The sequence below is a fragment of the Acidovorax sp. SDU_ACID1 genome (assembly GCF_045291395.1).
Lineage (GTDB): Bacteria > Pseudomonadota > Gammaproteobacteria > Burkholderiales > Burkholderiaceae_C > MR-S7.
In genome coordinates, this window is sequence record NZ_CP152342.1 from 446,891 (window position 1) to 465,597 (window position 18,707).

Annotated in this window: 19 protein-coding genes; 9 read left to right on the forward strand and 10 right to left on the reverse strand. The window is 64.4% G+C overall.

Going from position 1 to position 18,707, the window contains the following annotated elements; translation table 11 throughout:
• Positions 1-196: 196 nt before the first annotated feature.
• From AAG689_RS02145 to AAG689_RS02155, 3 genes are all read left to right on the forward strand, one after another.
• Positions 197-538 (forward strand): hypothetical protein, encoded by a 342-nt coding sequence (locus AAG689_RS02145; protein ID WP_406624566.1) that lies wholly within the window; start codon positions 197-199, stop codon positions 536-538.
• A gap of 668 nt (positions 539-1,206) precedes the next feature.
• Complete coding sequence (locus AAG689_RS02150) at positions 1,207-1,752, forward strand: hypothetical protein (RefSeq protein WP_406624567.1); 546 nt, start codon at positions 1,207-1,209, stop codon at positions 1,750-1,752.
• Positions 1,753-1,867: 115 nt separating this feature from the next.
• A complete protein-coding gene (locus AAG689_RS02155) occupies positions 1,868-2,377 on the forward strand; it encodes a hypothetical protein (RefSeq protein WP_406624568.1) in 510 nt (169 codons plus the stop codon).
• Here the strand turns inward: AAG689_RS02155 and AAG689_RS02160 are convergent.
• Entirely contained in the window at positions 2,369-3,301 is a 933-nt protein-coding gene (locus AAG689_RS02160) for a LysR family transcriptional regulator (RefSeq protein WP_406624569.1), read from the reverse strand. The two genes, AAG689_RS02155 and AAG689_RS02160, sit on opposite strands and share 9 nt — an antisense overlap.
• Before the next feature lie 88 nt (positions 3,302-3,389).
• Here AAG689_RS02160 and AAG689_RS02165 point away from each other — a divergent pair, with 88 nt between their 5' ends.
• Positions 3,390-4,763: an FAD-dependent oxidoreductase gene (locus tag AAG689_RS02165; protein WP_406624570.1), complete on the forward strand. Its 1,374-nt coding sequence runs from the start codon at positions 3,390-3,392 to the stop codon at positions 4,761-4,763.
• A gap of 40 nt (positions 4,764-4,803) precedes the next feature.
• Positions 4,804-5,793 (forward strand): Bug family tripartite tricarboxylate transporter substrate binding protein, encoded by a 990-nt coding sequence (locus AAG689_RS02170; protein WP_406624571.1) that lies wholly within the window; start codon positions 4,804-4,806, stop codon positions 5,791-5,793.
• Between the two features lie 132 nt (positions 5,794-5,925).
• Here AAG689_RS02170 and AAG689_RS02175 read toward each other — a convergent pair whose 3' ends face one another.
• The 8 genes from AAG689_RS02175 to AAG689_RS02210 form a co-directional block, all read right to left on the reverse strand.
• Positions 5,926-6,153, reverse strand: a complete 228-nt coding sequence (locus AAG689_RS02175) for a hypothetical protein (RefSeq protein WP_406624572.1) — start codon at positions 6,151-6,153, stop codon at positions 5,926-5,928.
• A 1,124-nt stretch (positions 6,154-7,277) separates the two neighbouring features.
• Complete coding sequence (locus AAG689_RS02180; protein WP_406624573.1) at positions 7,278-8,210, reverse strand: electron transfer flavoprotein subunit alpha/FixB family protein; 933 nt, start codon at positions 8,208-8,210, stop codon at positions 7,278-7,280.
• Positions 8,211-8,212: 2 nt separating this feature from the next.
• Positions 8,213-8,977: an electron transfer flavoprotein subunit beta/FixA family protein gene (locus AAG689_RS02185; protein WP_406624313.1), complete on the reverse strand. Its 765-nt coding sequence runs from the start codon at positions 8,975-8,977 to the stop codon at positions 8,213-8,215.
• A gap of 41 nt (positions 8,978-9,018) precedes the next feature.
• Complete coding sequence (locus AAG689_RS02190) at positions 9,019-9,741, reverse strand: enoyl-CoA hydratase/isomerase family protein (protein ID WP_406624574.1); 723 nt, start codon at positions 9,739-9,741, stop codon at positions 9,019-9,021.
• A gap of 35 nt (positions 9,742-9,776) precedes the next feature.
• Positions 9,777-11,042, reverse strand: coding sequence for a CaiB/BaiF CoA transferase family protein (locus tag AAG689_RS02195; protein WP_406624575.1), 1,266 nt, complete (start codon positions 11,040-11,042; stop codon positions 9,777-9,779).
• 4 nt (positions 11,043-11,046) lie between these two features.
• Positions 11,047-12,471 carry an aldehyde dehydrogenase family protein gene (locus AAG689_RS02200; protein WP_406624576.1) on the reverse strand — a complete coding sequence of 475 codons (1,425 nt, stop codon included), beginning with the start codon at positions 12,469-12,471 and terminating at the stop codon, positions 11,047-11,049.
• 1 nt (position 12,472) lies between these two features.
• Positions 12,473-13,333: a hypothetical protein gene (locus AAG689_RS02205; RefSeq protein ID WP_406624577.1), complete on the reverse strand. Its 861-nt coding sequence runs from the start codon at positions 13,331-13,333 to the stop codon at positions 12,473-12,475.
• Positions 13,334-13,381: 48 nt separating this feature from the next.
• Positions 13,382-14,404, reverse strand: coding sequence for a Bug family tripartite tricarboxylate transporter substrate binding protein (locus AAG689_RS02210; RefSeq protein WP_406624578.1), 1,023 nt, complete (start codon positions 14,402-14,404; stop codon positions 13,382-13,384).
• 120 nt (positions 14,405-14,524) lie between these two features.
• Between AAG689_RS02210 and AAG689_RS02215 the strand changes: the two genes are divergently transcribed.
• The gene (locus AAG689_RS02215; RefSeq protein ID WP_406624579.1) at positions 14,525-15,325 is read left to right on the forward strand and encodes an IclR family transcriptional regulator C-terminal domain-containing protein; all 801 of its coding nucleotides are present in this window, start codon (positions 14,525-14,527) and stop codon (positions 15,323-15,325) included.
• A gap of 25 nt (positions 15,326-15,350) precedes the next feature.
• On the opposite strand, the gene AAG689_RS02220 is transcribed toward AAG689_RS02215, so the two are convergent.
• Positions 15,351-15,506, reverse strand: a complete 156-nt coding sequence (locus tag AAG689_RS02220) for a hypothetical protein (protein ID WP_406624580.1) — start codon at positions 15,504-15,506, stop codon at positions 15,351-15,353.
• Between the two features lie 193 nt (positions 15,507-15,699).
• Here AAG689_RS02220 and AAG689_RS02225 point away from each other — a divergent pair, with 193 nt between their 5' ends.
• Genes AAG689_RS02225 through AAG689_RS02235 form a run of 3 tightly spaced genes read left to right on the forward strand, consistent with a single transcriptional unit; the run spans position 15,700 to position 18,699 of the window.
• Positions 15,700-16,683 (forward strand): Bug family tripartite tricarboxylate transporter substrate binding protein, encoded by a 984-nt coding sequence (locus AAG689_RS02225; RefSeq protein ID WP_406624581.1) that lies wholly within the window; start codon positions 15,700-15,702, stop codon positions 16,681-16,683.
• Between the two features lie 31 nt (positions 16,684-16,714).
• A complete protein-coding gene (locus AAG689_RS02230; protein ID WP_406624582.1) occupies positions 16,715-17,458 on the forward strand; it encodes an enoyl-CoA hydratase/isomerase family protein in 744 nt (247 codons plus the stop codon).
• A gap of 59 nt (positions 17,459-17,517) precedes the next feature.
• Positions 17,518-18,699 carry an acyl-CoA dehydrogenase family protein gene (locus AAG689_RS02235; RefSeq protein ID WP_406624583.1) on the forward strand — a complete coding sequence of 394 codons (1,182 nt, stop codon included), beginning with the start codon at positions 17,518-17,520 and terminating at the stop codon, positions 18,697-18,699.
• Positions 18,700-18,707 lie beyond the last annotated feature (8 nt).

The window sequence follows — 18,707 nt, forward strand, 5'->3', positions numbered from 1 at the left end:
ATCGCGCTCAGGGATGCGCCTTTATTTCGAGCCAATACTCCCGGCCCGCCGAAGCGGTCAGCGCCATGGTAGCGTTCGCGGGAATAGTCATCGGTGCGGCTGCAGCCTTCATAGCCGCCGGCTTGCTGGCGGTTTACTCCCCAGTTCTTGCTATCGCCCCGCGCGCTCATAGTCGTTGTAGAAGTCGCGGCTGTGCGTGCAAGCGACGGCTGAGCAAATCCTGGAGGCTGAGCGCCAAGTTGTCGACCGGAAGATGCTGCGTGGCGAGCAGTTCACTTCGATAGCGATGGCTAGGGGTTATGTGCGCGCGAAGCTTGGGGGCTTTGACCGACGGCAGCGCTTCATGCGCCACGTGCGCACGACCCGCGCGCTATCGCATGCCGACCTGATCCGCATCGTCCGGTTGGCACATGCCTGCTCACCGCTGCTTCGCGCGGCGGCTCTTCGCAACTTGGTCGCGGCCACGCCTATCGAGGTCACCTATGGGCACTGCTATGCGGTGAGGCGCCGGCTGGTGCGCATGCACTACCGGCTGTAGGGCCGCGGCACGTTCGCTCTGCAAGGAGCTCCCGGTGTGGCGCCGCGGACGCTCGCCAAGAGCTGGCGTGCAGGACGAGCTTTTGGGTGGCGAGCGGACCAGGCTCGCACGACACTGCAGCGAACAGCCCACGACGACGAAGTCTGAGCACTGCTTTTCCAAGCCATTCCTATGGCAACGATCCCCCTGCGCCTGCTCGACAAAGAGCGGTGCGCAATTTTTCAACCCTGACGGGCACCGCCCGCTGGGGATGGAGCCTGTCTTCTTTTGAAAGGAGAGAGGATGGTCAAGCAGAGACTTCAGGCTTTCATCAAGCAGTCGGGCGACTCATTTTCTTTGCCCTCGCGTTCCTCATCGCGGGCGCGAATCTCAGTAAGGGAGAGTGAAACGGATATTCTGTTCTTGTTCCTGATCGCTTGCCCGCTGCTCGCGCTTGCCGTCTACGTGTCCACGCAGGAGACGGCTCCCGGCAAGAAGGACCGCAGCGAATAATCTATCGCCTGAATCTGAGCGCCAGACCGGCGCACCAAACCAGAACCCGCGACCCGACACCAGTCGGACGCGGGTTTTTTGCATCTTACCGCGCGCGGCTGGGATCACATCAACCACCCGAGCGGGCACCATTGCCCGCCGGGCTGGGGCTCGTCTCTTTCCAAGGAGATCGAGACATGTGCAAACCAAAAGACGCCGCATCCCCTGAGCTTGTTCCTGCTCCCGGCAACGCCGACTCGGCGTTGGCCGGGCCGGCAACCAACCACCACCACCTTGATACGATCGACCAGGATTTGCTGGCAGCGATCGTTGCGCTGCGCGAGCAACTGCAGGGCCCCCGCATCGGGGACTACGTGCTGTTCGCCAGCGGGCAGTTGGAGCGCTTCAGCCATCAGTGGCCCGACGGCATGCAGACCTCGCCAAAGGGATCGTTCTACCTGAGCGGATCCGGCCGCGGCAGCTTCAGCGGCGGCCTCAACCCCGCAACGCCCACGGGGGCGCTGAAGCTCACGCCCGTGTCCCTCCATGGCGAGTTCTGGTTCTTCCACCACGGAAGGCCTGGGGCCGGCCGCGGGGTTTACTTCCAGATCCCGTGCCGTGTCTTCCGCACCGCAGCGCCGTACACCGGCTTCCTCGGCGCCGCCTTCCAGCCGGCACCCGAGTACATCGAGCCGCGGAAGGCGTACCTGGCCCGCCAACTAGCGGCCCGCAGCGAGGTGTAGCGGACAGCCAGCCGGCATGCGAGTGCCGTGCCTGCCGCAGCCCTCCTTCTAAAAACCCCTGACGGGCAGTTCGCGCCCCGGGGGCGCTGTCCGTCGCCTCCTCAGGAGATCGAAGATGACACTGAAAACCACCCAGCTGACCGCCATCACCGCGGCCAGTTGCAGCGCGAAACCCGCTTCGTGCGATGCGGCCGCCATCACCCTCAAGCAGGTCTGCTCGGACCACGGCTTCGACGACTACGACGTTGCTGGCCATCCGGAGATCTACCGCGTGTGCGTCGGGCACGGCCTGAAGCACGGCGACGTCTTCAACGTGTACGGGCCGGCAGGTAAACGGGGCGCCACCTGGTGTGGAAACCTGGAGGCCTCGCTGGCACGCTCCCTTTGCGTCAATGCGGATATCGTGGGAGTGGCCGACCCCCAGGCACTTTCGCGGCACGCAGGCTCGCCAGTTGCGGCGGCACCGCTCTCGACGATCTGCCCGAATCACCGCTACTGCCTGCTTGACGACGGCATGGGCGAACTCGCATTTGTCAGCGCAGGCGCCTGGGCGGCGGCCATGTACCACGCCGACAGCGGCGCAGGAGCCGACAGCCTATGTGTGTCGCGAAGCAGGTCAACGTGACTTGCCGCGACGCTTACGCTTTATCAGCGTGCTCTTCATGTGTTCCTGCAGTACCTGGGCAAAGGCCAGTGCAGCAGGCGGCAGCACTCGGTCCCGCAGACTGAGCATGCAAAGTTCTCGTCGCACGACAGGTTCGACTAGCGGAAGAAACGCAACTTGGCTGGGATGGCGTGCAAGCCCGGTATAGGAGGGCAGCACGCTGATACCCGCACCGGCCTGAACCAACGCGACCGCCGTGGCGATGGACGAGACCTCGCACTGCTTCTGCAAGCTCAGCCCCAACGCATCGGAGGTTCCGTTCACCAGCATCTGCAGCGCGTTGTCCGGCGTGAAAGCGATCATTGGATGGCTTCCCAGGTCGGCCCACCGCACGCGCGGCTGGCTAGCCAGTGCATGGCCTGGCGGTACAGCCACAAGCAAGTCATCGGCCATCAGATCCTCAGCGACCAGCAGTTCAAGCCGGCTGCGGTCGACCGGCGCGATGCCCAGATCCGCTTGGCCATCCTGGACCAACCGCTGGATTCCGGCGGGTGTCGCGTCGTCGCGCAGCACCAGTTGTACATCGGGGTGCATAGCCTGGAACGAGACCAGAATGCCGGGCAGCAGCGTGGAGGCAAAGGTGGGCGTCATCGCCACCGTCAGCCGCCCCATCGCGCGCTTGGCCCGGGTGCACGTGAAGGCGACCGCCTGGTGCAGGTCCACCAGCAAGCGCTCGGCCAGCGGAAAGAAGTCGCGCCCGGCATCGGTCAGTTGCACCTGTCGGGTCGTTCGTTCGAACAGGCGGAGCTCCATGTCCTCTTCCAAGGCACGGATCAACATGCTCAGCGCGGACTGCGTGAGGTGCAGGCGTTCGGCGGCTGCTGAAAAGCCGCCAAGTTGTGCAACGGCTACGAACGCGCGAAGGTGGCGCAGGGTGATGTTCATCACAAAATCTGATTAATGCATAAATATTAATCAATTGTACAAATACAAAGGCGCCCGCACACTGGCCTTCCGATTCAAGACCTTAGCTATGCAAACCTATCCCGATCTCATTTCCACGCCTTTCGACGTTCTCGTTGCCGGCGCCGGTGTAACCGGCATTTGTGCGGCGCTCGCCGCCGCCAGACAGGGCGCCCGTACGGTCCTGCTAGAACCGCGACCGTTCATCGGCGGCAATGCCGCGACCGGCCTGTGCATTCACACCTACAAGACACGCGAAGGGCGGCAAGTCGTGTACGGGCTGGCCCAGGAGATCGTGGACCGCCTGATCGAGCAGGGCGGTGCTGTCGGTCACGTGCCGCTGCCCAGCGGCTACGTCCACTCGGTCACGCCCGTGGATGCGGATCTGTTTCGCATGGAGACCACGGCCATGCTGGCGCGTGCCGGCGTCACAATCCTCTACAACACGGCGCTGGTCGATGCGGTGAGCCACAACGGCCAGGTAGAGAAGGTGCTGATCTGCAGCAAGAGCGAGCTGGGGTTCATCCGAGCGCGCACGTTTGTCGACGCCACGGGCGACGCCGATCTGGCGGTCAAGGCAGGTGCACCGGCTCGCACGGGCTGGCCAGGCGGCGGCGCAATGCAGCCAGTTTCCATGATGATGCGGGCCGTCTCGGTTGACACGCGCCGGGCCTGCGAGGCGCTTTCCGAATTCGAGCCAGCCTGGGCGACAAAGCGCGGCTGTGCGCAACCGATCCCGGTCTACTTCCACGGCACCTTCAGCCGCTGGAACGAGGAATTACGCAAGCTGGGCATCTACGACCACGACGACCACCAGTTCTGGACCAACACGGTGTGGCCCGACCAGCTCAACATCAACGGTAGCCGCTTGGCCCACATCGACGGTAGCGATCCGCTGGCCCTGTCTCGCGCCACGGTCGAACTGACGGCCCAACTGCAAAAGCTTGGTGCATTCATGCGCGACAACGTCCCTGGATTCGAGAACGCCTCTTTCCTGCCCAATGCCTTCGTCGGGGTGCGCGAGACGCGCAATATACAGGGGCTGTACGAACTCAACGAGGACGATATCCGCGTTGGGCGGCGCTTCGACGACACTATCGGCCAGGGCTGTTTCCCGGTCGACATTCATCATCCCGATGGAAAGTCGCAGGAGCATATTGACATCGGCGGCGATGGTGCCTACGACATCCCGTACCGCTGCCTCGTGCCGCAGGGCATACACAACCTGCTGGTCGCTGGCCGCTGCATCTCGGTGACCCCCTATGCGCACGGCGCGACACGCAACATGGCGCCCTGCATGACGACCGGCGAAGCTGCAGGCGTCGCGGCCGCCATGTGCGCGGCGCAGTCAGTGCCGACCCACGAACTCGCCATAGGTACCCTGCAGGGCGCGCTGCGCGATGCCAAGGTGTTCCTTGGTGAAGAGTTGGCCGGAGCCGCCTGAGCCCCGAGGCGCAGTTTCAGAAGACCACAGGAGACAGACCATGGAAACCAGCACCCGAAGAGGCTTGCTGCGCGCAGCCAGCGCATGGGCCTCGATATACGCGCTACCGACGCTCGCGCAGCCTTCCTCCGGCTATCCGACCAAGCCGGTGCGCTTCGTCGTGCCGTACCCGCCCGGCGGCGCATCCGACGTGACGGCGCGCCTTTTAGCGGACAAGCTCACGGAGAGCTACGGCCAGTCGTTCCTGGTGGACAACAAACCGGGGGCGAACGGCATTCTCGCGCTCGATCTCGTAGCCAAGGCACCTGCCGATGGCTACACCATCCTGATGGGCAATGTCGGCCCCAACGCGATCAATGCCGGCCTGTACCCGAAGCTTCCGTTCGACCCGCTCAAGAGCTTCACCCCCATCATGCTGACCACTTCGGTGCCGATCGTCCTGCTGGTCAATCCGTCGCTGCCTGTGCACACGACGCAGGAACTAATCGCCTACGCAAAAGCGCATCCTGGTGCCGTGAAGTTCGCATCCGGTGGGCCCGGTTCAGCTACCCATTTGACGGCCGAGCTGTTCAAGGACATGGCGGGTATCGACATCGTGCACGTTCCCTACAAGGGCGACGTACCGGCGATGACCGATGTAATCGGGGGGCACGTCACGATGACTTTTGCGACGTCGATCGCAGCTGCGTCCAACATCTCCAGCGGCCGTCTGCGCGTGCTTGGGACAGCCTCGAAGACACGACCCAAGTCGCTGGCGGCCTATCCCACGATCGCGGAGGCTGGCGTGAGCGGTTTCGAGTCAACCTCTTGGGGTGGCGTCTTGGCGCCCGCTGGAACGCCGCCGGCGATCATCAAATCGCTGCACACGCACTTGGGGCGAGTGCTGGCGCAGCCCGATGTACGCGATCGGCTGGGCAAGCTGGGGGCCGACGTGGTGGCTGGCACATCGGAGGAGTTCGGCAGCTACCTGCAGAGCGAGGTGACAAAATGGTCCGCTGTTATCAAAACTGCTGGGATAACGCCTGAATGACCCGAGGGCAGTCACGAGGGCACGCTAACCTGGGCTTTGGCTTCTGAAGAGCCCGAACTCCATCGGCTTCGAAAGACGGCAAGAGGCCCGGCATTCATCCGTGCCGGGCCTTTCTTTTGGAGTCAGCGGGGGTCAGGATTGATCCTTGCCCTTGTTGGCGGAACTGTTCCCCTGCTGCTTGGAGTCATTGCTCTGTGAAAGGCGACTGCTTCGCCACGTGTTGAAGTCCTCGGAGAACTTCTTGTAGCGTTCACCGCGCCAAGCCTCGTAGTCATTGTCAAGGCTGCGCAGCTGCTCGGTGCGCCACTGCTGGTAGTCGGGATCGTGATGGCTCCGCGATTCACGCTCGCCTTGCTGCATGCCCCTGCCGAAGCGGCTGGCGTCGCCATAGAAGCCCTGGCTGTATCGGTCCTCGCCGCGGCCGTACTGCTCGCCGCGCTGGCGCGAGCCATAGTCGTCGATGAAACGGTCGTTGTAGCCGCCTTGCCGGCCGCCGCCATAGTTGGACGGCTGCTGCTGGCGGCCGTACCGGGCACTGTCTTCTGGGAAACGACCGACGCCGTAGCCGCCGCCCCGGCCATAGCCGCCTTGGTCAAAGCCTGCCTGGTCCCCATCGTAGCCACCGTATCCGCTGCTGCGCGGGCCGAAGCGCTCGGTGCCATAGGCATCCCCGTATTCGGAGCCAGAGCCCTGCGGTCGGCCATGGCGTCCCCAGCGGTCCGGGTACCGATCGCGGGATTGGTCCTCGGAGCGCCCGCGGCCCTCATAGTCGCCGCCGTGCTGGCGGTTGGCTCCCCAGTTCTCGCTGTCGCGCCCCCGTGCTCATCGTCGTAGTCGCGGCCGTGTCCTCGCTGACGGCGCTCGTCGTTGTTGCGCATGAAGTTCTCCTGGTGGTTGGAAGTGAAGACGTAGCCGCATATGAACTGCGGCTTGGCTTCAGCTTCTTGCCTTGGGAGAGAAGGGCGCGTGGGACCGATCCGACGTGCGCGTAGTCCTGGGACCGGCCATCCCGCTGCCACCTGCGTCGTCTCAGGCAGCGTCACCCATCCCGAGAGGGTGGCATCGCGGCCATTGTCTCCAGGGCCGCACGTCAGGGACAGCGTGGCATCGCTACGGACGACCGTTGCAATGGAAGGCCTCGTTCATCCAATCGATGCACGCGGTTGTCGACATGCCCAACAAGCGCACGGCGCCGCGGTCGGGGAGGCTCATTAGGATCCGCCATGCCAGCAACTCCTTGGTGGCCATCGAGTCGAGGGGGACGCAGGCCTGCTCGATCAAGCCGATCGCGTAGGCGCGGGCGTGCGCGTGCGTCGGGACGGGCACTGTCGTGTTGACATGTTTGGTGTCCAGACTAGCTGACCAATAGAAATTCTCTGGTCAGCACACAGATAGTCCAGAGAGTTTCGACCAAATTTGGCCCGAACTTGGCAGTTCGTAGCCTCTGGCGTTCGTCTGCAAAGCGGAGCGCCCAAATTCCAGCGTCAAAGCACCGAGCTCATCTCCGGCACGGCCGCGAACAGGTCCGCCTCCAGCCCGTAGTCGGCCACACTGAAGATCGGCGCCTCCGGGTCCTTGTTGATCGCCACGATCACCTTGGAGTCCTTCATGCCGGCCAGGTGCTGGATGGCCCCCGAGATGCCCAGCGCGACGTACAGCTGCGGCGCCACGATCTTGCCCGTCTGGCCCACCTGCAGGTCGTTGGGCGCGTAGCCCGCGTCCACCGCCGCGCGGCTGGCCCCGATGGCCGCGCCCAGCTTGTCGGCCAGCGGCGTGAGCACTTCCTGGAATTTCTCGCTGCTGCCCAGCGCCCGCCCGCCCGAGACGATGATCTTGGCGGCGGTCAGCTCGGGCCGGTCGCTCTTGGTGACTTCGCGCCCGACGAAGGCGCTCTTGCCGCTGTCTGCCGCAGCGGCTGCGGTTTCGACGGCGGCGCTGCCTCCCGTGGCGGCGGCGGCGTCGAAGCCCGTGGTGCGCACGGTGATGACCTTGACGCTGTCTGCGCTTTGCACGGTGGCGATGGCGTTGCCCGCGTAGATGGGGCGCTCGAAGGTGTCGGGGCTGTCGACCTTGGTGATGTCGCTGATTTGCGCCACGTCGAGCTTGGCGGCCACGCGCGGGGCGGCGTTCTTGCCGCTGGCGGTGGCGGGGAACAGGATGTGGCTGTAGTTGCCGGCGATCTGCAGCACCTGCGCGGCGATGTTTTCGGCGAGGCCGTCCTTGAGGCTGGCGCCGTCGGCGTGGATGACTTTGGCGACGCCGGCTATTTTGGAGGCGGCGTCTGCTGCGGCGCCCGCGTTTTCTCCGGCGACGAGCACGTGCACGTCGCCGCCGCAGGCCTGCGCGGCGGTGACGGTGTTGAGGGTGGCGCTCTTGATGGAGGCGTTGTCGTGTTCTGCGATGACGAGTACGGGCATTTTTAGATCACCTTGGCTTCGTTCTTGAGCTTGGCCACGAGGGTGGCCACGTCGGGCACCTTGACGCCGGCGCCGCGCTTCGGGGGCTCGGAGACTTTGAGGGTCTTCAGGCGCGGGGCGACGTCGACGCCCAGCGCTTCGGGCTTGAGGGTGTCGAGCGGCTTTTTCTTGGCCTTCATGATGTTGGGCAGCGTGACGTAGCGCGGCTCGTTCAGGCGCAGGTCGGTGGTGATGACTGCCGGCAGGGTGAGCGAGAGGGTTTCCAGGCCGCCGTCGACTTCGCGGGTGACGCTGGCCCGGGGCGCGTCAGCCTTGCCGTCGGCGACTTCGACCTTGCTGGCGAAGGTGGCCTGGGGCAGATCGGCCAGGGCCGCGAGCATCTGGCCGGTCTGGTTGGCGTCGTCGTCGATGGCCTGCTTGCCCAGGATGACGAGCTGGGGCTGCTCCTTGTCGACCAGGGCCTTGAGCAGCTTGGCGACGGCCAGGGGCTGCAACTCGGCGTCGGTTTCCACCAGGATGGCGCGGTCGGCGCCGATGGCCATGGCCGTGCGCAGGGTTTCCTGGCACTGCGCCACGCCGCAGCTGACGGCGATCACTTCGGTGGCGATGCCTTTTTCTTTCAGGCGCACGGCTTCCTCGACGGCGATTTCGTCAAAGGGGTTCATGCTCATCTTCACGTTGGCGATGTCCACTCCCGTGCCGTCCGACTTCACTCGGACCTTCACGTTGTAGTCCACCACGCGCTTGACGGGGACGAGGATCTTCATTTTGGTTCCTGTGATTACAAAAATGCCTGACGCATTCATCTTCAAGAAAGTCCTGGAAAACGCGCATTCCTGCGTTCGCGCCGCGCTGCGGCGCCTTCGGCCGCATCCGCGCTGCTGGCCACGTCCTGCGCCAGAATTTGCGTGCCGACCATGGTCTCAACGGGGCTGCGTGCAAGTGTCTCCTGCGCCAGGCGCTTCAGAAAGCGCATGACTGTTGGTGAAGAGTCGGCCATGTCATGCGCCATCTCCATAGCCACGGCCATCTCGTCGCCGGGTGCGCACAGGCGGTTGACGAAGCCGGCTTCATAGGCGCGCTGCGCGGTTACGGGACGGCCCAGCAGCATCAATTCCATAGCGATCTTGTGCGGTATGCGTGGGACGATGGATGCCACCAGACCCGCCGCGTTGCCCAGCCGTGCCTCCGGGTAGACGAAGGTGCTGCGATCCGTGGCAATGCACAGATCGCAGAAGGTGACCACCGTGACGCCCGCCGCGATGACGGGGCCGTCCACCACGGCGATGACCGGCTTGCCCACTGGCACGCCCAGTTCGGGAACGGCGCGCCAGAACTGGGCCGGCGCAGCGCCCATGTCCAGCCCTGCCGTGAACACCGGGCCATTGGCGCGCAATACCGCCACGCGGTCATCGGATGCCGCGAAGTCCCGCCATGCCTGCTCCAGAGCCTGTACCGCGTCTTCGTCCATCGCATTGCGCTTGGCTGCGCGATCCAGCGTGATGACGCGTACCCGCCCGATGGAGCGCACGTCGATGCGATGGGCGGGAGTTCTCCCGGAATGCGTCATGCCCCCTCCTGTCTCGCGGGCTGCGCCGCGGCGCTGATGACGCCCCGGGACTGCAATGCCTCGATGCCCTGGGCGTCGAGTCCGAGCATCTGCTCCAGCACTTCCTGGGTATGGCGGCCCAGGGCGCAGGGCGCGCGGGTGTATTGCACGGGCGTGGCGCTGAACTTGATCGGGTTGGCGATGCCGCGCACATAGCCTTCGCCATTGTCGCTGCCGACCTCGACCGCCAGCTGGCGATGGATGACCTGCGGATGCTGGAAGGTTTCGCGGTAGCCGTTGATGCGGCCGTTGGGCACGTCGCGCACCGAAAACTCCTTCAGCCAATGCGCGCAGGGCAGCTTGGCGATGATGGCTTGCACGCGCGGCAGCAGGGCTTCCCGGTTCTGGATGCGGCCGGACATGCGGGCATAGGCGGGGTCTTCCTCCAGCTCCTTGCTGCCCAGGGCCTGGCAGAAGCGCCGCCATTGCTCGTCGTTGCCCACGGCGATCACGATCTTGCCGTCCGAGGTGTCGAAGACCTGGTATGGCACCAGCGAGGGATGCGCATTGCCCCAGCGGCGCGGGTCCAATCCGTTGACGAGGTGGAACGCGCCCTGGTTGGAGGCCAGCGCCGTCACGCAGTCGAGCAGCGCCATGTCGATGTACTGCCCTTCGCCCGTCACGCTGCGGTGGTTCAGCGCGGCGAGGATGGCGATGCTCGCGTACAGCCCGGTGGTCAGGTCGGCGATGGCCACGCCCACCTTCTGCGGGCCGCCGCCCGGCAGGTCGTCGCGCTCGCCGGTGATGCTCATCAGCCCCCCTTCGGCCTGGAAGACGAAGTCATAGCCGGGGCGGTCGGCATAGGGGCCGGTCTGGCCATAGCCGGTGATGGAGCAGTACACGATGGCGGGGTTGACGGCGCGGATGCTGTCGTAGTCGAGCCCGTAGCGTGCCAGGTCGCCGACCTTGAAGTTCTCGACGAATACATCGCACTGCGCGGCCAGGGCGCGCACCAGATCCGCGCCTTCGCGGCTGGCGATATCCACGCCCACCGAGCGCTTGTTGCGGTTGGCGGAGGCGAAGTAGGTGGCGTCGCGGGTTTCGCGGCCGTCCGTCGTGCGGAAGTACGGCGGGCCCCAATGCCGCGTGTCGTCGCCACGCACCGGGTGTTCGATCTTGATGACGTCGGCGCCCATGTCGGCCAGCGTCTGCGTGCACCAGGGCCCGGCCAGCACGCGCGTCAAGTCCAGCACACGGACGTTTCCCAAGGCTTGCGGCTTCATGGCTTCAGCCCCCGCTGGACGGATTGACCTGGATGGACTTGACCTGCAGGAATTCCTCCACGCCGAAGAGGCCGGCCTCGCGGCCGACGCCGCTTTGCTTGTAGCCGCCGAAAGGCGCTAGCGCATTGAAGCGCGCGCCGTTGATGTCCACCTGCCCGGCCTGGATACGACGCGCCACGGCCATGGCCTGCTCGTCCTCGCCCCAGACCGCGGCGGCCAGCCCATAGGCCGTGGCGTTGGCCAGGCGCACGGCGTCGTCTACGTCCGTGTAGGTGAGGATGCTCAGCACCGGGCCGAAGATTTCATTGCGCGCCAGCGGGTTGTCTTCGGTGACCGCGTAGGCCCGGGGCGCGACGAAGAAGCCCTGTTCCGGCGCGGCGGCGGCCTCGGCCACGGGTTGCGCGCCCTGGCGCTCGCCTTCCTGCAGCAGCGCCAGCACGCCGGCCTGCTGGCGCCGCGAAATCAGCGGCCCCACGCGGCTGGTTTCGGCCAGGCTGCTGCCCACGGTCAGCTTGGCGATTTCCTGTGCCACCAGCGCATGGGCCTGCTGCACCGCATCGGCCGGAACCAGCAGGCGCGTGAGCGCGCTGCAAGTCTGGCCGTTGTTGAGCATGCAAGCACCCACCGTCGCCTTCACGGCGCGCGCCAGGTCAGCGCCGGGCAGCACCACGCTGGGCGACTTGCCGCCCAGCTCGGTGGCCACTTTCTTGACGGTCTGCGCCGCCAGCGCGGCCACGGCCTTGCCGGCCTGCGTCGAGCCGGTGAAGCTCACCATGTCCACGGCTTCGCTGGCCGCCAGCGGCGCGCCCACGGTGGGGCCCGTGCCGTTCACCACGTTCACGACGCCGTCGGGAAAGCCCGCCTCGTGCAGCGCTTCGCAGATCAGCTGCGTGGTCTGCGGCGTCAGCTCGCTCGGCTTGAGCACCACGGTGTTGCCCGTGAGCAGGGCGGGCGCGAGCTTGAGCACGATCTGGTGCAGCGGAAAGTTCCAGGGCGTGATGCAGGCGACCACGCCGAACGGCTCGCGCACGATGCGCGAGTTGCCCACCGTCGTCTCCCAGGCCAGCGACTGCACGACGTCCACGAAATTGCCGATGTTGCGCAGCGGAGACTCCACCTGGACGATCTGCGAAATCTTCAGTGGCGTGCCCACTTCGGCCGCGATCGCACGCACCAGCGCGTCCTTGCGGGCTGCCAGCGCCTGGGCCCATTGCTGGACGACGCGCACACGCTCGGCCAAGGGCGCCGTGCTCCAACCCGCGAAGGCCGCGCGGGCGGCCTGCGCCGCGCGCCGCGCATCGTCCTCGTGCCCCACGCCGACCCTGGCGGCCAGCGCGCCCGTGTTGGGGTCGAACACCTCGACGAATTCCTTGCCCTGCGTGGCGCACCAGGCGCCGGCGATGTATTGGCGGTCGTAGAGATGGGTCATTTCATTGTTCCTCCAGTGCTTGCACGCGATCGGGGCGGCCCGACCATTGCCACGCCAACGAATGGCGCGACACCCCGAGCAGCACGCCATTGAGCGCGCTGGGGTGGATCCACAGGCCGTCGCGCTCCACGGGCGTCTGGGTGCGGCGCGTGTAGCGCTGCCCGTGCTTGTCGAGCCGCGCGATGACGTCGGCCAAATCGTCAGTCTGCACGTAGCACATATACAGCGCATCGCCGCGCTTGGCCGAGAAGCGGCCCATGGCGAACGCCGGGTCGTGCGCCTCGGAAAGCTCGATGCGATCCAGGCGATCCGGGTCGAACATCATCAGCGTGCCCACGTAGCCGAAGCGCTCGAAGGTGATGCCCACGTTGCGCTCGGGCTGCAAGCCCAGGCCGTCCGCGTAGCGCGCGGCCACGTCCTGCCAGGGCGAGTCGAGCACCATCGTCAGCTCGTAGAGAAACTCGATCGGCCCCTCGCCGCGCGCATTCCGCGCGGTGGTGCTGACCACCAGCGGCATGTTGTGCAGATCCGATGGTTCGAGGTACAGGCGACCATCGGCCGCCGTAAACCGCACCTGATGGACCGCCAGATACCGGGTGAAGGCCTCCAGATCCGGCGTGGAGACGCCGCCGTACATCAGCCCCTCGCCCCATTGCTCCAGGTGCTTTTGCACGACGCCCTCGCCGCGCGGCTCGCACAGCTCGACCTGCGTGGCGCCCAGCTGCATGCGGCGCACGCGGGCGTTCAGCCACGGGCTGTCGAAATCTTCGACCCTGCGTGCGGCGAGGATGTTGGCGTAGTTGCTTTCCGCGGCGTCCAGCGAACGCACGGCAACCAGGATGCGGTCTACGTAATCAAGCATGAGGCAGACTTTCTGAAAAGGCAAAAAAATTTCCCACGCGCGTGGGGCTCAGTCGATCTGGATACCGAGTTCCTTGATCAGGGAACCCCAGCGCCGGTCTTCGCGCGCAATGAAGTCGGCGTATTCCTGGGGTGTGCTGGGGGTGATGTCGATGTTCTGCGCTTTGAAATACTCGACGAAATCGGGTTTCGCCTGCACCTTGCGCAGGGTAGCATTCAGTTGGTGGACGATGGAGCTGGGCGTGCCTTTGGGCAGATGTAGTCCGAACCAGGATGCCACCTCGAAATTGGGCAGTCCGCTTTCCACGAACGTGGGCACGTTCGGCAGTGCAGGGGCGCGCTGTGCCTTGGTCACGGCCAGGGGCACGATCCTGCCAGTCTTGATATGCGGCAGTGCCGTGTTGATGCTGTCGAACATGAAATCCAGATTGCCGCCTAACAGGTCCGTCATTGCCGGAGCGCTGCCCTTGTAGGGCACATGGGTGACTTGGATGCCCGCCTGTTGTGCGAACAGCGCCGCGGATAGGTGCGACGATGAGCCCGTGCCGAACGATCCGTAGTTCAACTGTCCCGGCTTGCGTTTGGCTTCTTCGATGAGCCTAGAGACGTTGGAGTAGCTCCGAGCTTTGTCCGCGTTCACTACCAGCACGTTGGCGCCATCGGCCACTTTGCCCACGGCGATGAGATCCTCTGGCGCATAGGGCATCTTCTGAAGTAGGAACCGGTTGACGCTGACCTGCCCGATCGCCCCGAACATGACCGTGTAGCCATCGGGCCGGGCCTTGGCTACGTAGTTCGCGGCGATGGAGCCATTCGCGCCCGCGCGGTTGTCCACGATCACCGGCACCTTCAGATCCGCCTGCATCTCTGCGGCGAGCTTGCGGGCGATCACGTCGTTGATGCCACCCGGTGGATAGCCCAGCACCAGCGTGATGGCCCTGTCGGGCCAGATGGCCTCGCCCTGCGCCTGCACGCCGGGCGAAGTGCCCAGCATGCCCATAGCGAACGACGCCAGGGCCATCTTCCCTAGCCCCCGACGCTGGAGGAAAGTACTGTCAGCATGGATCCGCATACATGTCTCCTTTTTACGGTATGGAATGAAGTCATTCTTGGACAGCAAGGGAAGGCGTGGCGCAGGGCTTTGGACGAATTTGTGCGAACATCGCACGCACTCAGTGAACACGATCCAGCGATGGCAGACTCCGCAGCCCTCAACAACATGGAGCACGTAGCGCAACAGCATCGGGGTGATCCCGACTTCATGCTCTCGCTTGCCCGGGGATTGCAGGTGCTGCTCGCGTTCTCGGAAAGAAAGAGCCCGTCGTCCGGCGCGGAGATCGCGCGGCGCACCGGGCTGGACCGCGCGGTCGTTCGCCGCTGCATTCACACGCTGGAATGCCTGGATCTCGTGCGGCGCGAAGGCGGCAAGTTCCGGCTGGACGCGAACGTACTGAACCTGGGCCACGCTTACTTCTCGTCCATCGACCTGGTGCAGCGCGCCCAGCCCCTGTTGGACGAGCTCGGTGATGCGGTACACACCAACTGCGCGCTGGCCATGCTCAACTGGAGCGACGTGGTCTACCTGGTGCGCTCGCAAAGCCGCCGGCTGATGCAGCGCTCGTTGGGCATGGGTAGCCGTTTGCCGGCGCACTGCACGTCGCTGGGCAGGGTGCTGCTCGCCCACTTGGGCGCGACTGAATTGGACGAATACTTCGCGCAGGCGCCCCGCCCCCGGATCACGCAGCACACCGTGACGGACGAGGACACGCTACGCGGCATTCTCGCCAAGGTGCGCGAAGACGGTTTCGCCGTCGTCAACCAGGAGGTGGAGCTGGATCTGGTGGGAATCGCGGTGCCCGTCAGGATCAAGGGCTTCGCGGCGCAGCTTGCGCTGAGTGTGACCGTCAGCCCGCGCTACACGGCGCCGCACGAGATGCAATCGCGCTATCTGGATCACATGCAGGAAGTCGCCGCACGGCTGAAGGCGCTCTGAAAAATATAGCTTCTCGCACGCTTCATCAAAGGGTTTCAGATGGTTTTTTTCTGAATACCCAATGAATACAAGCGCCAGAAGCTATCTTTATTGAAGCATCCATCAGGGATTCGCCGCCGCTGGATCCCGCTGCCCGCAGGCAGCCGTCGATGGCATGGGCATCGCTCATGCGCAAGCCCATGCGCGGCCATTTCCTTCAAGAAACCCCACGAACACCTCGGCCTTCCGGCCGCCCGGCACCTCGCCGCACTAGCGGGCGCAGGGGCAGCGCTGCGCCAACCGTGCTTGACAGATCAAGACCGACGGATATGATTATTTTCACTGAATGAAGTATATGTTCATTTAGTGAACATCAATCATCCCTCTGGAGACATATGACGCATCTTGCTTCGCGACGCCTCATGCTCCGCTCGGCTCTTTGCCTGGCGGCGTTTCATCCTCTCGCCGGGCGCACCCAATCCTGGCCAAACGCTCCGATCAAGTGGGTGGTGCCCTATCCGCCGGGCGGCACCACCGACATGCTGGCCCGGGTCATCGCCGTGAAGCTCGGCGAGCGCCTCGGGCAGCCGATCGTGGTCGAGAACAAGCCCGGTGCGGGTGGCAACATCGGCACGGACTACGTGGCGAAACAGCCGGCCAATGGCTACACCCTGCTCATGGGGAACATTGGCCCCATCTCGGTCAACCCCTCGCTGTATGGAAATCTTCCCTACGATCCGATCAAGGATCTGGCGCCGGTGACCCTGCTCCTGGAGGTGCCCAATGTGCTGGTGATCAACCCGGCGCTGCCGGTCAAATCGGTGCAGGAACTGATTGCCTATAGTTCCCGCCAGGACGGGGCCCTGAGCTATGCGACGCCGGGTGCCGGCACGTCGCTGCATCTGGCCGGGGAACTGTTCGCGGCGAAGGCCAAGATGCGCTTGTCCCACGTCGCATACAAAGGCAGCGCGCCGGGTCTCAGCGACACCATGGCCGGCCACGTGCCCATGATGTTCGACAACCTGCCTTCCGCTCTCCAACTCATCAAGACGGGCAAGTTGCGCGCGCTGGCCGTCACCAGTTCCACGCGTTCGCCCATGCTTCCCGAGGTTCCGACCATGGTGGAGGCGGGGCTGCCCGACTATGCGATCACGGGATGGTTCGGCGCCATGCTGCGCTCCGGCACGCCCAAGCCCATCATCGAAAGATTCCACAGCGAACTGAGCGCCATCCTCGCCATGCCGGAAATATCGGCAAAGCTGGAGGAGATGGGCGGCATCGTCTCTGGCGCCGGGCCCGAGGCATTCACGCGCTTCATCGCGGCGGAAACGGATAAATGGAGCAAGCTCATCAAGTCCGCCCGCATTTCCATCGGATAGCCGTCCGCGTACGGATCAACCGGAGAATTCAATGATTCAGAGCGAATTTGCAAACGGGGTGCTGGAGTTGCGGATTTCCCGCCCGGAGAAACGCAATGCCCTCAGCCGCGCCATGTATTTCCAGCTGGCGGACGCATTGGACGAGATACAGAAAAACGCGGAATGCAATGCGGTCATCATCCATGGCGAAGGCGGCAATTTCACCGTCGGCGCAGACATCGGGGATTTTCAGGAGAAGCGCGGGGAAGGGGATTCCCCCGCCGTGGTATTCCTGCGCAAGCTGGCCAGCATCGAGATTCCCGTCATCGCCGCCGTTGAGGGCTTTGCCGTGGGCATTGGAACGACCATGCTCCTGCATTGCGACTTTGTCTATGCCGGCCAGGGCGCTAGGTTCCGGATGCCGTTCGTGGAACTCGGACTGTGCCCCGAAGGCGCATCGAGCCATCTGCTGGAACGTGTGGTAGGGCCGAGAAAGGCCCGCGACTGGCTTATGAGCGCCCGCTTCTTCGACTGCGACGAGGCTTTCGCCGCAGGTCTTCTGACTGCCGCCGCGCCCCAGGGGCAGGCCCTCGACATGGCGCGCGCGACGGCGAAGAACCTGAGCCGGCTTCCGGGCACATCGCTGCGCGCCACCAAGAGAATGCTGGCGCGGGACGGCAAAGCCGCGGTTCAGGCCGCGCTGGATGACGAGGTGCGCAATTTCGGGGCATTGATCAACAGCGAAGCCACGCAGGCCATCTTCAAATCATTCCTCAATAAATCGGGCCGGCGTTGAAGCCCGGGATTCACCCTGGCCGATCCATGAAGACAACCACCATGATTGGAATTTAAGCAATGGACCTCGAATACACCGCACAAGAGGAAAAATTCCGCGAGGAAGTCCGGCTGTGGATCCGGGAAAACCTGCCGGCCTCGACGGCCGAGAAGGTGCACAACGGATGGCGCCTTTCCCGGGAGGAAATGCAAGGCTGGCACAAGATCCTTGGCAAGAAGGGTTGGCTGACCTACCGCTGGCCCGAGGAGTTTGGCGGCCCGGGCTGGAGCATCATCGAGCGCCACCTGTTCGAAGAGGAATGCGCCCTGGCAGGCGCGCCCCGCCTGATTCCCTACGGCCCGGTCATGGTGGCTCCCGTGATCATGACTTTCGGCAACCGAGCGCAGCAGGACCGGTTTCTGCCGGGAATTGCCTCGGGCGAGGTGTGGTGGAGCCAGGGATACAGCGAGCCGGGCTCCGGTTCGGATCTCGCGTCGCTGAAAACCAAGGCCGAGCGCAAGGGCGACGTTTACGTCGTCAATGGACAAAAAATCTGGACCACTCTGGCCCAGTACGGCGACTGGATTTTCTGCCTGGTTCGCACGAAATTCGATGGCAAGCCGCAAAGTGGCATCAGCTTCCTGCTCATCGACATGAAATCGCCTGGGGTGACCGTGCGCCCCATCCAATTGCTGGATGGCGACTACGAGGTCAATGAGGTCTGGTTCGACAATGTCGAAGTCCCGGTGGAAAACCTGGTCGGCGAGGAAAACAGCGGCTGGACCTATGCCAAGCATCTGCTTGCGCATGAGCGTTCGAACATTGCCGAGGTGGCCAGGGCAAAGCGCGAACTGGGGCGGCTCAAGCGCATCGCAAGACAGCAGAATCTTCTGGCCGATATCCGGTTCCGCGATGAAATCGCGAAACTGGAGGTGGACATACAGGCGCTGGAAATCCTGGTGCTGCGCGTCCTCTCCGCGGAAAGATCCGGCAAGAAGGCGCTGGACATCGCCGGCCTGCTCAAGATCCGGGGCAGTGAAATCCAGCAAAGGTACAGCGAACTCATGATGCTGGCAGCAGGCCCTTCCTCTCTGCCCTTCATCGAGGAAGCGCTGGATATCGATTGGGCTGGGAGCTATCCCGATGGCGACCGCACCCATGCGCCGCTGGCCAGAACGTACTTCAACCTGCGCAAGACGACCATCTACGGCGGATCCAACGAAATTCAACGCAACATCATCGCCCAGGCCTTGCTGGGTTAGGAACAGTC